Below are 12989 nucleotides of genomic sequence, written 5' to 3' on the forward strand. Positions count from 1 at the left end.
GGTGCACCGGAAGCCCGGTGCACCGCCCTCGCTCGTCGCCTCCGGCTTCGCCACCCGGCGTCACTCGGCCTTCGCGGCCGCCGTCTTCTTGGCGGCGGTCTTCTTCACGGTGGTCTTCTTGGCCGCCGCCTTCTTGACGGTGGTCGTCTTCTTCGCCACGGTCTTCTTCGCCACGGTCTTCTTCGCGGCGGCCTTCTTCGCCGGTGCCTTCTTGGCGGTCTTCTTGGCCGGGCCCTTGGCGCGCTTCTCGGCGAGCAGCTCATAGCCGCGCTCGGGCGTGATCGTCTCGACGTCGTCGTCGCGGCGCAGCGTCGCGTTGGTCTCGCCGTCCGTGACATACGGGCCGAAGCGGCCGTCCTTGACCACCACCGGGCGCTCGCTGACCGGGTCGGTGCCCAGTTCCTTGAGCGGCGGCTTGGCGGCGGCCCGCCCGCGCTGCTTGGGCTGCGCGTAGATGGCGAGGGCCTCCGCCAAGGTGATGTCGAAGAGCTGGTCCTCGCTCTCCAGCGACCGCGAGTCGGTGCCCTTCTTGAGGTACGGGCCGTAGCGGCCGTTCTGCGCGGTGATCTCCACGCCTTCGGCGTCGGTGCCGACGACGCGCGGCAGCGACATCAGCCTGAGCGCGTCCTGGAGGGTGACGGTGTCCAGGGACATCGACTTGAAGAGCGAGGCGGTGCGCGCCTTCACGGCGTTCTTGCCGGTCTTTGGAGTGCCCTCGGGCAGGATCTCGGTGACATACGGGCCGTAGCGGCCGTCCTTGGCGACGATCTGGTGGCCGGACTCCGGATCGGCGCCCAGCTCGAACTCGCCGCTCGGCTTGGCGAACAGCTCCTCGGCGTAGGCGATGGTCAGCTCATCGGGGGCCAGGTCGCCGGGGACGTCCGCCCGCTGGTGGCCCTCGGTGTCCTTCTCCCCTCTCTCGACATATGGCCCATAGCGGCCGACGCGCAGCACGATGCCCTCGCCGACCGGGAACGAGGACACCTCGCGGGCGTCGATCGCACCCAGGTCGGTGACCAGCTCCTTGAGGCCGCCGAGGTGGTCGCCGTCGCCGTTGCCCGCCTCGGCGGCACGGCCGGAGGTCTCCGCGGAACCCTCGCCGAAGTAGAAGCGGCGCAGCCACGGCACGGCCTGGGCCTCGCCGCGGGCGATGCGGTCGAGGTCCTCTTCCATGGAAGCGGTGAAGTCGTAGTCGACGAGCCGGCCGAAGTGCTTCTCCAGCAGGTTCACGACCGCGAAGGAGAGGAAGGACGGGACGAGCGCGGTGCCCTTCTTGAAGACATAGCCGCGGTCGAGGATGGTGCCGATGATCGAGGCATAGGTCGACGGGCGGCCGATCTCGCGCTCTTCGAGCTCCTTGACCAGCGAGGCCTCGGTGTAGCGGGCCGGGGGCTTGGTGGCGTGGCCGTCGGCCGTGATCTCCTCGGCGGTCAGTGCGTCGCCCTCGGCGACCTGCGGGAGTCTGCGCTCGCGGTCGTCGAGCTCGGCATTGGGGTCGTCGGCGCCCTCCACATAGGCCTTCATAAAGCCGTGGAAGGTGATCGTCTTGCCGGAGGCGCTGAACTCGGCGTCCCGCCCGTCGCCGGAGCGGCCCGCGATCTTCACGGTGACGGAGTTGCCGACCGCGTCCTTCATCTGGGAGGCGACGGTCCGCTTCCAGATCAGCTCGTAGAGCCGGAACTGGTCGCCGGTGAGCCCGGTCTCGGCGGGGGTGCGGAAACGATCACCCGAAGGACGGATCGCCTCGTGCGCCTCCTGGGCGTTCTTGACCTTGCCCGCGTAGGTGCGCGGCTTGTCCGGCAGGTAGCCGGCGCCGTACAGCTGGGTGACCTGGGCACGGGCGGCGCCGACCGCGGTGTCGGACAGCGTGGTGGAGTCCGTACGCATATAGGTGATGAAGCCGTTCTCATACAGCTTCTGGGCGACCTGCATGGTCGCCTTGGCGCCGAAGCCCAGCTTGCGCGAGGCCTCCTGCTGCAGCGTGGTGGTGCGGAACGGGGCGTACGGCGAGCGGCGGTACGGCTTGGACTCGACCGAGCGCACCGCGAAGGACGACTCGGCGAGCGCGGCGGCCAGCGCATGGGCCTGGGCCTCGTCCAGGTGCAGGACCTGGGAGGCGTCCTTCAGCCGCCCGTTCGAACCGAAGTCGCGGCCCTGGGCGACGCGGCGGCCGTCGACCGCGTTCAGCCGGGCGGTGAGGCTGCCCGGGTCGGAGGCGTCGCCGCGGCCGGATGGGGGTACCCCCTGCTCGAGCGGAGCCGAGAGCTTGGGGGAAAAGGTGCCGGTGAGGTCCCAGTACTCGGCGGGGCTGAAGGCGATGCGCTCCCGCTCGCGCTCCACGACCAGGCGGGTCGCCACCGACTGCACCCGTCCGGCGGACAGCCGCGGCATGACCTTCTTCCACAGGACCGGGGAGACCTCGTAGCCATAGAGGCGGTCGAGGATGCGCCGGGTCTCCTGGGCATCGACGAGCTTCTTGTTCAGCTCTCGCGGATGGGCGACGGCGGACCGGATCGCGTCCTTGGTGATCTCGTGGAAGACCATCCGGCGGACCGGGACCTTGGGCTTGAGAACCTCTTGGAGGTGCCAGGCGATGGCCTCGCCCTCGCGGTCCTCATCGGTGGCGAGGAAGAGCTCGTCGGACTCGGCCAGCAACCCCTTGAGCTTCTTGACCTGGTCCTTCTTGTCCGCGTTGACCACATAGACGGGCTGGAAGTCGGCATCGACATTGACCCCGAGGCGGGCCCAGGGCTCGCCCTTGTACTTGGCCGGGACCTCGGCGGCACCGTTCGGCAGGTCACGGATGTGCCCGACGCTCGCCTCGACGACGTATCCGGGGCCGAGGTAGCCCTTGATCGTCTTCGCCTTGGCAGGCGACTCGACGATGACGAGTCGGCGGCCGCCGTGTGCGGTCTCGCTGGTCGGGGACAACTTCGCTCTTCTTCCGGTCGGCACTCGGTACGGGAGTTGCGGTGACGCTGCGGAGTGTGACGGTACATCCCGCCCCCGTGTCAAACGGAGGAAGCCCGTAACTCCACTCGAACGGTAATGTACGTACCAAGCCGTACACTAGCCGGTCTCATTCTCCGAAGGTCTTAATGAAGGCTACGTCCACCCGGGGTCTGATGCCCGAGGTACCTGAGGCTTCGGTGACCGGTGTGGCGGCAGGGGAGGCTCTGGAGGGCGTCGGCGCCCTCCCGGCGCAAGGGCCGCGGAACCGGCCCGCGCCCGGCAGCACAGACGACCGGGCCCCCGCGGCTCTGACTGACGAAGCGGCCGGCGAGTCCGGCCGGCGGCCCGGACGGTGATCGTCAGACCGTCGCCTCAAGGCCGCGCCACCCGCGCGCCGTACGGCCCCGCCCGGCCGGAGGCGGTATCCGTCAGTCGGCCACCGGCGTCAGAAAGCCCTGTTCGACAAGCATCCGGATGGCCTCCGGCGTACGGTCGCGCAGCAGCACCGGATCCTCCCCGACCAGCTGGGCGATGGCGTCGAGGATCCGGCCGGCGCTGAGCGTCCCGTCACACACCCCCGCGAAGCCCGCGCCGACCGTGTCCACCTTGGTGGCCCGGCGCATGCCACGGCCCTGCCGGAGCACCACATGCTCCGGATCCTCCGCGCCCGGCAGCCCGACCTGCTCCTGCGCCACCTCCTCGGCCAGCCGGAAGCGCGCGCCCAGCAGCGCCGCATCGTCATGGGTGCGCAGGTAGTCCTGCCGCTCGAAGTGGGACCGGATGTACCCGCCGAGCGGCTGCTCGACCGGGTGCGGCCACTCCTCGACCGTCACCGACGGCCGGTCCGAGCCCGCCTTGCGCAGGGTGATCCAGCCGAATCCGACGCCCTTGGTCTTGCGGGCCTCGAACTCCTCCAGCCAGGCGTCATAGCGGGCCGCATACTCCTCGGGGGTGGTGCGGTGGTCTCCCGCATCACGCAGCCACAACTCGGCGTACTGCGCCACGTCCTGCACCTCGCGCTGGACGATCCATGCGTCACAGCCGCCCGGCACCCAGGACGCCAGCCGCTCGCGCCAATCTTCCCCCGCCACATGCTGCCAGTTGGCGAGGAGCTGGCAGTAACCGCCGTCGTTGAGCCGGGCGGCGGACTGCCCGACCAGCGCGCGGCACAGGTCGTCGCCGCCCATGCCGCCGTCGCGATAGGTGAGCCGGGCGCCGGGGGAGATGACGAACGGCGGATTGGACACGATCAGATCGAACGTCCGGTCACCGACCGGCTCGAAGAGCGAGCCCCGGCGCAGCTCGGCCTCGGCGGCACCGGACAGCGCAAGGGTGAGCCGCGCGATGCGCAGGGCGCGCGGATTGACATCAGTGGCGGTGACCCGGGTGGCGTGCCGGGCAGCGTGCAGGGCCTGGATGCCGGAGCCGGTGCCGAGGTCGAGCGCATCGGCGACGGGCGTGCGCACGGTGATCCCGGCGAGCGTGGTGGAGGCACCGCCCACGCCGAGGACCAGCTCGGAGCGGTCCACCCCGGCCGGGCCCCCGGCGATGCCGCCGGCTCCGCCGACCGCACAGCCGAGGTCGGAGACGATCCACCAGTCCTGCCCCTCGGGCCCGCCGTACGGGCGGACGTCCACGCTCGCCCGGACCTCTTCGCCATCCCGGACCAGCCAGCCGCCGGCCAGGCACTCCGCCACCGGGAGCGCGGCGGCGGCCCGCCGCTGGGCGACCGGGCGCTGCAGCAGGAAGAGCCGGACCAGGGTCTCCAGCGGGCTGTCCCCCCGGGTGGCGCGCAGCGCGGGGACGGTCTCGCTGCGGGCGAGCGCGGCGTAGGCGGGGGCGCCGAGCAGGTCGAGAAGGCCGTCGGCGGTGAAGCCGGCGGCGAGCAGGGCGTCGCGCAGCCGGGCGGTGCGCGCGGGATCGGCGGTGGGGAGCGTACTCACGCGGTCCATTGTCGGGGGCGCCACTGACAAAAGGCGAAAGCCCGGTACCGCCCCCTTGGCGGGGCCGGTACCGGGCGTCTCACCGAGCGCCCGCGGCGGCTACTTCTTGGACGGCGTCGGCTGCACCGATGCGTTGCAGCCGGGCTGCTTCTTCATCGCCTTGCCGATGTCGCCGGACTGCAGCTCGTTCAGGGCGTTTTCGCTCTTGCTGACGAGGCTGCTGATGCCGCCGCGGATGTTCTGGAGGCCCTGGCCGAACTTGGCGTGGTCCTTGGTGTTCAGGCCCTCCACCTGCTTCTTGAGCCCGGTGTACGCCGCGGAGAGGCCATTGAGCGCACTGACGGCGTTCTTCTGCTTGGTCTCCCCGTCCTTGCCGGGCGGCGGGCCGGCGTTGTCCACGGCCGAGGCGAGCGCCTTGTAGGCATCGGAGTTGGCCTGGAAGGCCGCCGAGTCGGTCTGCTGAACCTTCTTGGAGTCCTCCTCCGACTTCAGGGCGGCGATCGAGGAGTTGGCGTCCTGGATCTTCTTCACCTGCGGCTGCACCTGGTCGCAGACCTTCTTGGCCCAGCCGTCGAGCTTCTTGCCGCTGTCCTCACCGCCGCCGCAGCCTGTCAGTGCCAGGACAAGCACCGCACCGCCGGACAGTGCGGCCACAAGCTTCTTGTTCACCGGTTCGGTCCCTTCAGTGGCTCTCGGCCCCGGAACTTACACGTCCGACGGGGAAGGGCCGCGAGCCGGGCAACCCATATGAGACTTTTATAGCCATTTGCACCAAGCGGGGGGTGGCGTTCACCGCATTCTCCGGCCGCCACGGCCACGGGTGGACCGTGCGCGCCCTGGCGCACGGTCCACCCGTGGACCCGGTCCGGGTCAGGACACCACCGCGGGATCGACCGGTTTCGCCGCCGGTTCGGTGTTGCCGTCGTCGCCGTCCATGGCGACCCCCCGCCGCTTGGAGACGTACACCGCACCGACGATGACGACCGCGGCCAGTGCGGCGATGCCGATCCGCAGGCCCCGGTTGGCGTCGTCCCCGTAGGAGAACTTCACCACCGCCGGAGCGATCAGCAGCGCCACCAGGTTCATGACCTTCAGCAACGGGTTGATCGCGGGACCGGCGGTGTCCTTGAACGGATCGCCGACCGTATCGCCGATGACCGTCGCCGCGTGCGCCTCGCTGCCCTTGCCGCCGTGGTGGCCGTCCTCGACCAGCTTCTTGGCGTTGTCCCAGGCGCCGCCGGAGTTGGCCAGGAAGACCGCCATCAGGGTGCCTGCGCCGATCGCCCCGGCCAGGTACGAGCCGAGCGCGCCGACCCCCAGGGCGAAGCCGACCACGACGGGGGCCAGCACGGCGAGCAGTCCGGGTGTGGCGAGTTCGCGCAGTGCGTCCTTGGTGCAGATGTCCACCACCCGGCCGTACTCCGGCTGCTCGGTGTGGTCCATGATCCCGGGGTGCTCGCGGAACTGCCGCCGCACCTCGTAGACCACCGCCCCCGCCGACCGCGACACCGCGTTGATCGCCAGCCCCGAGAAGAGGAAGACGACGGCCGCGCCGAGGATCAGGCCGACCAGGTTGTTGGGCTGGGTGATGTCCGGATTCAGCCCCAGCGTCCCGGGCTTCGCATGGAAGTCCCTGACCGCCGTGGCGATCGCATCGCGGTACGAGCCGAACAGCGCGGACGCCGCCAGCACCGCCGTGGCGATGGCGATCCCCTTGGTGATCGCCTTGGTGGTGTTGCCCACCGCGTCGAGGTCGGTGAGCACCCGCGCGCCCGCGCCCTCCACATCGCCGGACATCTCGGCGATGCCCTGCGCGTTGTCGGAGACCGGGCCGAAGGTGTCCATGGCGACGATGACCCCGACGGTGGTCAGCAGCCCCGTCCCGGCGAGGGCGACGGCGAACAACGCCAGCATGATCGATGAACCACCGAGCAGAAACGCCCCGTACACCCCCAGGGCGATCAGCACCGCCGAGTAGACCGCCGACTCCAGACCCAGGGAGATCCCGGACAGGACAACGGTCGCGGGACCGGTCAGCGAGGTCTTGCCGATGTCCCGTACGGGCCGTCGGCTGGTCTCCGTGAAGTAGCCCGTGAGCTGCTGGATGAGCGCCGCGAGCACAATGCCGATGGCGACCGCGACCAGCGCGAGCACCCGCGGGTCCCCGTGGTGGCCACGGATCGTGGCATCGCCGAGACCCTTCAGATCCGCGTAGCTGGACGGCAGATACGCGAAGACCGCCACCGCCACCAGCACCAGCGAGATGACGGCCGAGATGAAGAAGCCCCGGTTGATCGCGGTCATGCCGCTGCGGTCGGCGCGCCGCGGCGCCACCGCGAAGATGCCGATCATCGCGGTGAGCACGCCGATGGCGGGAACCAGCAGCGGAAAGGCGAGACCGTCATTGCCGAAGGCGGCCTTGCCGAGGATCAGCGCGGCGACGAGCGTCACGGCGTACGACTCGAAGAGATCGGCCGCCATGCCCGCGCAATCGCCCACATTGTCGCCCACGTTGTCCGCGATGGTGGCGGCATTGCGCGGGTCGTCCTCGGGAATGCCCTGCTCGACCTTGCCGACCAGATCGGCGCCGACATCCGCGGCCTTGGTGAAGATGCCACCGCCGACGCGCATGAACATGGCCAGCAATGCCGCCCCGAAGCCGAAGCCCTCCAGCACCTTGGGCGCATCGGCCGCATAGACGAGGACCACGCAGGAGGCGCCCAGCAGTCCGAGGCCGACGGTGAACATGCCGACGACCCCGCCCGTACGAAACGCGATCTTCATGGCCTTGTGCGCCACGACCGTCAGATCCTTTTCGGGCTCGCCCGGGGCGGGTGTCGCCTCTCGCGCCGCAGCGGCGACGCGCACATTGCTGCGCACCGCGAGCCACATGCCGATATAGCCGGTCGCGGCGGAGAAGAGCGCGCCGACCAGAAAGAACGCCGAACGTCCCATCCGCTGCGACCAGTTGTCGGCCGGCAGCAGCATGAGCAGAAAGAACACGATCACGGCGAATACGCCGAGGGTGCGCAACTGCCGGGCCAGATAGGCATTCGCGCCTTCCTGAACCGCCGCGGCAATTCTCTTCATGCTCTCGGTGCCCTCGTTGGCGGCAAGCACCTGCCGCACCAGCAACACGGCCACCAGCAGGGCCGCGAGCGCGACGGCCGCGATGACGATCACGATGGTGCGGTTGCCCTGGGTCAGCTCAACCGCGAGTCTCTGAGTGGAGTCCACCTGTTCAGGGGTGAATTGCCCCGCCATTCGTCCTCCTTGACGTTTGGCACATGGGCGTGCAGCCGGTCCGCGACCGCGGAACAGCCGCCACGCTCAGGCGTCCTGAGCTCAAGATGGACGGATTGTAGGGAGCTTGGTGAGATCAAAACAGAGCGCGGGAAACGGAACGAGCCTGTGCAAGTGAAGATCAAATGGACGATCCGCAGGCCGGCCGAATCCATCGGTGAAGATCCGCACCGGGAAATCCGTGCGGTGACGATCTCCGACGATCTCCAGTGAAGATCGAGAATTGTCCTGCGGCAGACGACGGAATTCCGTCACCGCACAGGACTACGCCCAAAAGCGCAGGTGCGGCTCCGGCGAAAAGCGGTGCCGGACTACGGCAGCACCGGCGCCGGGTTCGTCGGCCAGCTCATCCGGATCAGACCGCCGTCCTCGCCCGCGGTCACCTCGACATCGTCGACCAGGCCGCTGATGACGGCGAGGCCCATCTCGTCCTCACCGTCCGCACCGTCGTCCGGCACGGCGGAACCGGCACCGGAGCCGCCGGTGGAAGCGGCCTCGATGACGACCGCACGCGGCGCGTCGTCCCCCACCTCGATGGAGAACTTCTTCTCGTCCTCGGTCAGCACCACCCGCACCGGGGTGGAGATGTCATTGCTGACATGCAACCCGACCGCGCGCGAGCACGCCTCGCCCACGGCGAGACGCACCTCGTCCAGCACGGCCTCGTCGACCCCGGCCCGGCGTGCCACCGCGGCCGCCACCAGACGGGCGGTGCGGACATGCTCGGGAAGGGCACTGAAGAGCAGTTCGACGGTGGCCATGCCATCCCCCTCAGTCGTACGTGCCCTCTTCCCCGGAGAAGAGGGCATGCCCTCTCCCGGAACAGGGCGAACTCACGAAGGGACCGAGCCGTCCGGCCCGGAGCCCCCCGCGTGGCGATATCGTCCGGCGGCCGTCAGTCGGTCGCCGACACCGCGTCATCGACCGAGGTGTGGATCGGGAACACCTTGGTGAGGCCGGTGATACGGAAAATCTTCAGAATGCGCTCCTGGTTGCACACCAGGCGCAGCGAGCCCTCATGTGCACGCACCCGCTTGAGCCCGCCCACCAAGACGCCGAGACCGGTCGAGTCGAGGAAGTCGACCCGCTCCATGTCCACGACAAGGTGATAACTGCCATCGTTGACAAGCTCGACCAACTGCTCACGCAGCTTGGGCGCGGTGTACACATCAATCTCGCCACCGACCTCGACAACCGTACGGTCGCCAACGGTTCGGGTCGACAGGGACAGGTCCACGGATCCTCCAGCACCTTGCATCGAGCGGTCGCCCCCCATGGATCGGCAGCCGCGATGGCATTCAATCACTTACCGGCAGGCGCGCACGACGCCTTGGGGCCATTGTCCGTCACGCCAGTGACACACTCGATGTCGATGGCTCACGATCAACTCCCGCCGGAGGCGGGCGTACATCCCCCTCCCCGGGCGGTCCTCGAACGACTCGCCGCCTGGGGAGGCCGGGCTGCACGCATCACTCATACGGAGCACTTGCCCCCTCGCCCGGGACGTCATGCCCCCTGGCCCGAGAAGATCCGGCCGGAAGTGACCGACGCCATCCGGGCCGCCGGCATCGCCCGGCCCTGGGCTCACCAGGCGCTGACCGCCGAGCACGCGCTGCGCGGCGAGTCGGTGGTGGTGGCCACCGGCACCGCCTCCGGCAAGTCGCTCGCCTATCTCGCCCCGGTGCTGAGCACGCTGCTGGACGGCTCCGAGGCCCCCAACGGTCGCGGCACGACCGCCCTCTACCTCGCTCCCACCAAGGCGCTCGCCGCCGACCAGCGCCGCGCCGTACGGGAACTCGCCGCGCCCCTCGGCAAGGCCGTCCGGGCCGCCGTCTACGACGGCGACACCCCCGTCGAGGAGCGCGAGTGGGTGCGTCAGTACGCCAACTACGCGCTCACCAACCCCGACATGCTGCACCGCTCCGTCCTGCCCGCCCACCCCCGATGGTCCTCCTTCCTGCGCGCCCTGCGCTATGTCGTCGTCGACGAGTGCCACACCTACCGTGGGGTCTTCGGCTCGCATGTGGCCCAGGTGCTGCGCCGGCTGCGCCGCGTCTGTGCCCGCTATGGCTCCGATCCCGTCTTCCTGCTCGCCTCCGCCACCGCCTCCGACCCGGCGGCCTCCGCGAGCCGGCTCACCGGAGTCCCGGTCACGGAGATCACCGACGACGCCTCCCCCCGCGGCGAGCTCGTCTTCGCCCTGTGGGAACCCCCGCTCACCGAGCTGTACGGCGAACGGGGCGCCCCCGTCCGCCGTACCGCCACCGCCGAGACCGCGGACCTGCTCACCGGCCTGGCCGTCCAGGGCGTACGCACCGTCGCCTTCACCCGCTCCCGGCGCAGCGCCGAACTCGTGGCGCTGATAGCCCAGGAGCGGCTGGCAACAGTGGACCGCTCCCTCCCCTCCCGCATCGCCGCCTACCGGGGCGGCTACCTCCCCGAGGAACGCCGCGCCATCGAACGTTCCCTGCACACCGGGGAACTGCTCGGCCTCTCGGCCACCACGGCCCTGGAGCTCGGAGTCGACGTCGCCGGCCTCGACGCCGTCCTCCTCTCCGGGTATCCGGGCACCCGCGCCTCCCTGTGGCAGCAGGCCGGCCGCGCAGGCCGTACGGGCCAGGGGGCACTGGCGATCCTCGTCGCCCGGGACGACCCGCTGGACACCTATCTCGTCCACCACCCGGAGGCGCTCTTCGAACAGCCCGTCGAGTCCACCGTCCTCGACCCGGACAACCCCTACGTCCTCGCCCCGCATCTGTGCGCGGCCGCCGAGGAGCTGCCCCTCACGGAGAACGACCTGTCGCTGTTCGGTCCCGAGACCCCGGGGCTGCTCGCCCAGCTCGAGAACCGCAAGCTGCTCCGGCGCCGAGGGACCTCCTGGCACTGGACCCGGCGTGAGCGCGCCGCGGACCTCACCGACATCCGGGGCGAGGGCGGACAGCCCGTCCAGGTCGTGGAGGAGGGCACGGGGCGGCTGCTGGGCACCGTGGACGCCTCCGCCGCGCACACCACCGTCCACGACGGGGCGGTCCATCTCCACCAGGGCCGCAGCCATCTCGTCCGGCGGCTGGATCTGGCGGACTCGGTCGCCCTGGTCGAACGGGCCGACCCGCCCTACTCGACGACCGCCCGGGACACCACCGCCGTCTCCATCCTGGAGACCAGTACGGAGATCCCCTGGGGGGACGCGCGGCTGTGCTTCGGCTCGGTCGAGGTCACCAGTCAGGTCGTCTCCTTCCTCCGTCGCAAGCTCATCACCGGGGAAGTCCTCGGTGAGTCCAAGCTGGACCTGCCGCCTCGTACGCTGCGCACCCGCGCCGTGTGGTGGACGGTCACCGAGGACCAGCTCGACGAAGCCCGCATCCATCCGGAGGCCCTGGGCGGGGCGCTGCACGCCGCGGAGCACGCCTCGATCGGCATGCTGCCGCTGTTCGCCACCTGCGACCGCTGGGACATCGGCGGTGTCTCCGTCCCCCTCCACCCGGACACCCTCCTGCCCACCGTCTTCGTCTACGACGGCCACCCCGGCGGGGCCGGCTTCGCCGAGCGGGCCTTCCATACGGCCGCGTCCTGGCTCGACGCCACCCGTCAGGCGATCGCCGCCTGCGAGTGCGCGACGGGCTGCCCGTCCTGCATCCAGTCGCCCAAGTGCGGCAACGGCAACGACCCGCTCGACAAACGGGCCGCCATCCGCCTGCTCGCCCGCCTGCTGGCCGACGCGCCCCGCCGGGCCCCGGCCGGTCCGTCCGCCGATTGAACCGGCCGAGGAGCGCGGCGCAGCCGCGCCCGGTGGCTCGGTGACGGAGCCCCTGGACACCCCGGCAGCAGCGAGGCCGGGGCACAAGCCCCGGGTCCCGGCATCCGCACCGGTCCGGAGACCTCACCGCGCGGGGCCGTCGAGCGGCCGCGCCGACGAGCCGGCGTAGGGTCCGGCCTCCACCGCGGCGGGTCCCGCGCGGGACCGGGCCCGCACGACATACGGTCCGGCCCGCGCCTCGGCCGCCACCTCGGCGATCTCCCCCTGCACCGCGCACCGCACCACACTCGCCCGCTGAGCTGCGGCCACCCGACGGGCGAGGCCGCAGGCCGCGTCCTCACCGAGGAGGGCGTGATCGGCGGCCGCCAGGACCGCCAGATCCGCCGCGCCGCCCGCGCGATGACGGGCCAGCACCGCCTGGCCCATGGCCAGCAGCAGCGCGAACACCGCACAGAACGCCGTCGCGGCGATCGCCACCCACACCGTGGCCATGCCCGTGTCAGCCCACCGTCTCTTCCGCAAGAGCCACCGCCTCTCCGCCCAACCGGACCGCGAGCGGCCCGGGCCCGGCCGACCGGGCCTCGACCCGCACCCTCACCAGGTCCCCCTCTCTCGTCACCGCGATCCTGGCCCCCGCGGGGGCCGCCGACCTGGCCGCGGCGACGGCCCGGGCCGGCGGGTCCGACCGGGCCACCGCCCGCGCTCCCACCCGGGCCGCGTCCACGCACTGGATCTGCGCGGACGCGGCCATCAGGCCCCAGATCAGTGCCATGCCGAACAGCACCAGCGTCGGGAGCGCGAGTGCGGCCTCGGCCGTCACATAGCCGCCATCAGGCCGCCGCATGGAGCGCCTTCTCGATCAGACCCTGCAGCGCCGCGCTCACGGCCCCGCTGGTGACGATTTTGTAGAGCACCGCGGCAAGGGCGCAGGCCGCGATCGTCCCCACCGCATACTCGGCCGTCGACATCCCGGCCTCCCGGACAGACCTCGCCGAAGCACACCGCCGCGACCACCACCGCATGACCATCTCTGC

Annotated in this window: 10 protein-coding genes; 1 reads left to right on the forward strand and 9 read right to left on the reverse strand. The window is 70.7% G+C overall.

From position 1 onward, the window contains the following. Positions 1-60: 60 nt before the first annotated feature. The 6 genes from topA to bldG form a co-directional block, all read right to left on the reverse strand. The gene (topA, locus tag ABCR83_RS13600; protein WP_462695214.1) at positions 61-2931 is read right to left on the reverse strand and encodes a type I DNA topoisomerase; all 2871 of its coding nucleotides are present in this window, start codon (positions 2929-2931) and stop codon (positions 61-63) included. 449 nt (positions 2932-3380) lie between these two features. Beyond that, positions 3381-4904: a DUF7059 domain-containing protein gene (locus tag ABCR83_RS13605; RefSeq protein WP_462695215.1), complete on the reverse strand. Its 1524-nt coding sequence runs from the start codon at positions 4902-4904 to the stop codon at positions 3381-3383. Positions 4905-4994: 90 nt separating this feature from the next. Further along, positions 4995-5564: a small secreted protein gene (locus ABCR83_RS13610; protein ID WP_462695216.1), complete on the reverse strand. Its 570-nt coding sequence runs from the start codon at positions 5562-5564 to the stop codon at positions 4995-4997. Positions 5565-5765: 201 nt separating this feature from the next. Beyond that, positions 5766-8159, reverse strand: coding sequence for a sodium-translocating pyrophosphatase (locus tag ABCR83_RS13615; RefSeq protein ID WP_462695217.1), 2394 nt, complete (start codon positions 8157-8159; stop codon positions 5766-5768). Between the two features lie 350 nt (positions 8160-8509). Then, the gene (locus ABCR83_RS13620) at positions 8510-8959 is read right to left on the reverse strand and encodes an ATP-binding protein (protein WP_462695218.1); all 450 of its coding nucleotides are present in this window, start codon (positions 8957-8959) and stop codon (positions 8510-8512) included. A 134-nt stretch (positions 8960-9093) separates the two neighbouring features. Further along, positions 9094-9435, reverse strand: a complete 342-nt coding sequence (gene bldG / locus ABCR83_RS13625; RefSeq protein WP_049716377.1) for an anti-sigma factor antagonist BldG — start codon at positions 9433-9435, stop codon at positions 9094-9096. A gap of 54 nt (positions 9436-9489) precedes the next feature. Here bldG and ABCR83_RS13630 point away from each other — a divergent pair, with 54 nt between their 5' ends. Beyond that, on the forward strand, positions 9490-11955 hold the full coding sequence (locus tag ABCR83_RS13630; RefSeq protein WP_462695219.1) for a DEAD/DEAH box helicase: 2466 nt from the start codon (positions 9490-9492) through the stop codon (positions 11953-11955). A 123-nt stretch (positions 11956-12078) separates the two neighbouring features. Here ABCR83_RS13630 and ABCR83_RS13635 read toward each other — a convergent pair whose 3' ends face one another. From ABCR83_RS13635 to ABCR83_RS13645, 3 genes are read right to left on the reverse strand one after another with little or no spacing between them, the layout of a single operon-like run. Then, on the reverse strand, positions 12079-12447 hold the full coding sequence (locus ABCR83_RS13635; RefSeq protein ID WP_462695220.1) for an Rv3654c family TadE-like protein: 369 nt from the start codon (positions 12445-12447) through the stop codon (positions 12079-12081). Between the two features lie 7 nt (positions 12448-12454). Continuing rightward, positions 12455-12799: a TadE family type IV pilus minor pilin gene (locus ABCR83_RS13640; RefSeq protein ID WP_462695221.1), complete on the reverse strand. Its 345-nt coding sequence runs from the start codon at positions 12797-12799 to the stop codon at positions 12455-12457. After that, on the reverse strand, positions 12786-12983 hold the full coding sequence (locus ABCR83_RS13645) for a DUF4244 domain-containing protein (protein WP_462695222.1): 198 nt from the start codon (positions 12981-12983) through the stop codon (positions 12786-12788). The genes ABCR83_RS13640 and ABCR83_RS13645 overlap by 14 nt, the downstream gene beginning before the upstream one ends. Positions 12984-12989 lie beyond the last annotated feature (6 nt).

It is taken from the genome of Streptomyces xingningensis, assembly GCF_054957865.1.

What these genes read in the sequence shown, in the direction of transcription:
- ABCR83_RS13605 (WP_462695215.1), bottom strand. Translation starts at nt 4,904, where the DNA reads ATGGACCGCGTGAGTACGCTCCCCACCGCCGATCCCGCGCGCACCGCC.
- ABCR83_RS13615 (WP_462695217.1), bottom strand. Translation starts at nt 8,159, where the DNA reads ATGGCGGGGCAATTCACCCCTGAACAGGTGGACTCCACTCAGAGACTC.
- ABCR83_RS13620 (WP_462695218.1), bottom strand. Translation starts at nt 8,959, where the DNA reads ATGGCCACCGTCGAACTGCTCTTCAGTGCCCTTCCCGAGCATGTCCGC.
- ABCR83_RS13630 (WP_462695219.1), top strand. Translation starts at nt 9,490, where the DNA reads ATGGCATTCAATCACTTACCGGCAGGCGCGCACGACGCCTTGGGGCCA.
- ABCR83_RS13635 (WP_462695220.1), bottom strand. Translation starts at nt 12,447, where the DNA reads ATGGCCACGGTGTGGGTGGCGATCGCCGCGACGGCGTTCTGTGCGGTG.
- ABCR83_RS13640 (WP_462695221.1), bottom strand. Translation starts at nt 12,799, where the DNA reads ATGCGGCGGCCTGATGGCGGCTATGTGACGGCCGAGGCCGCACTCGCG.
- ABCR83_RS13645 (WP_462695222.1), bottom strand. Translation starts at nt 12,983, where the DNA reads ATGGTCATGCGGTGGTGGTCGCGGCGGTGTGCTTCGGCGAGGTCTGTC.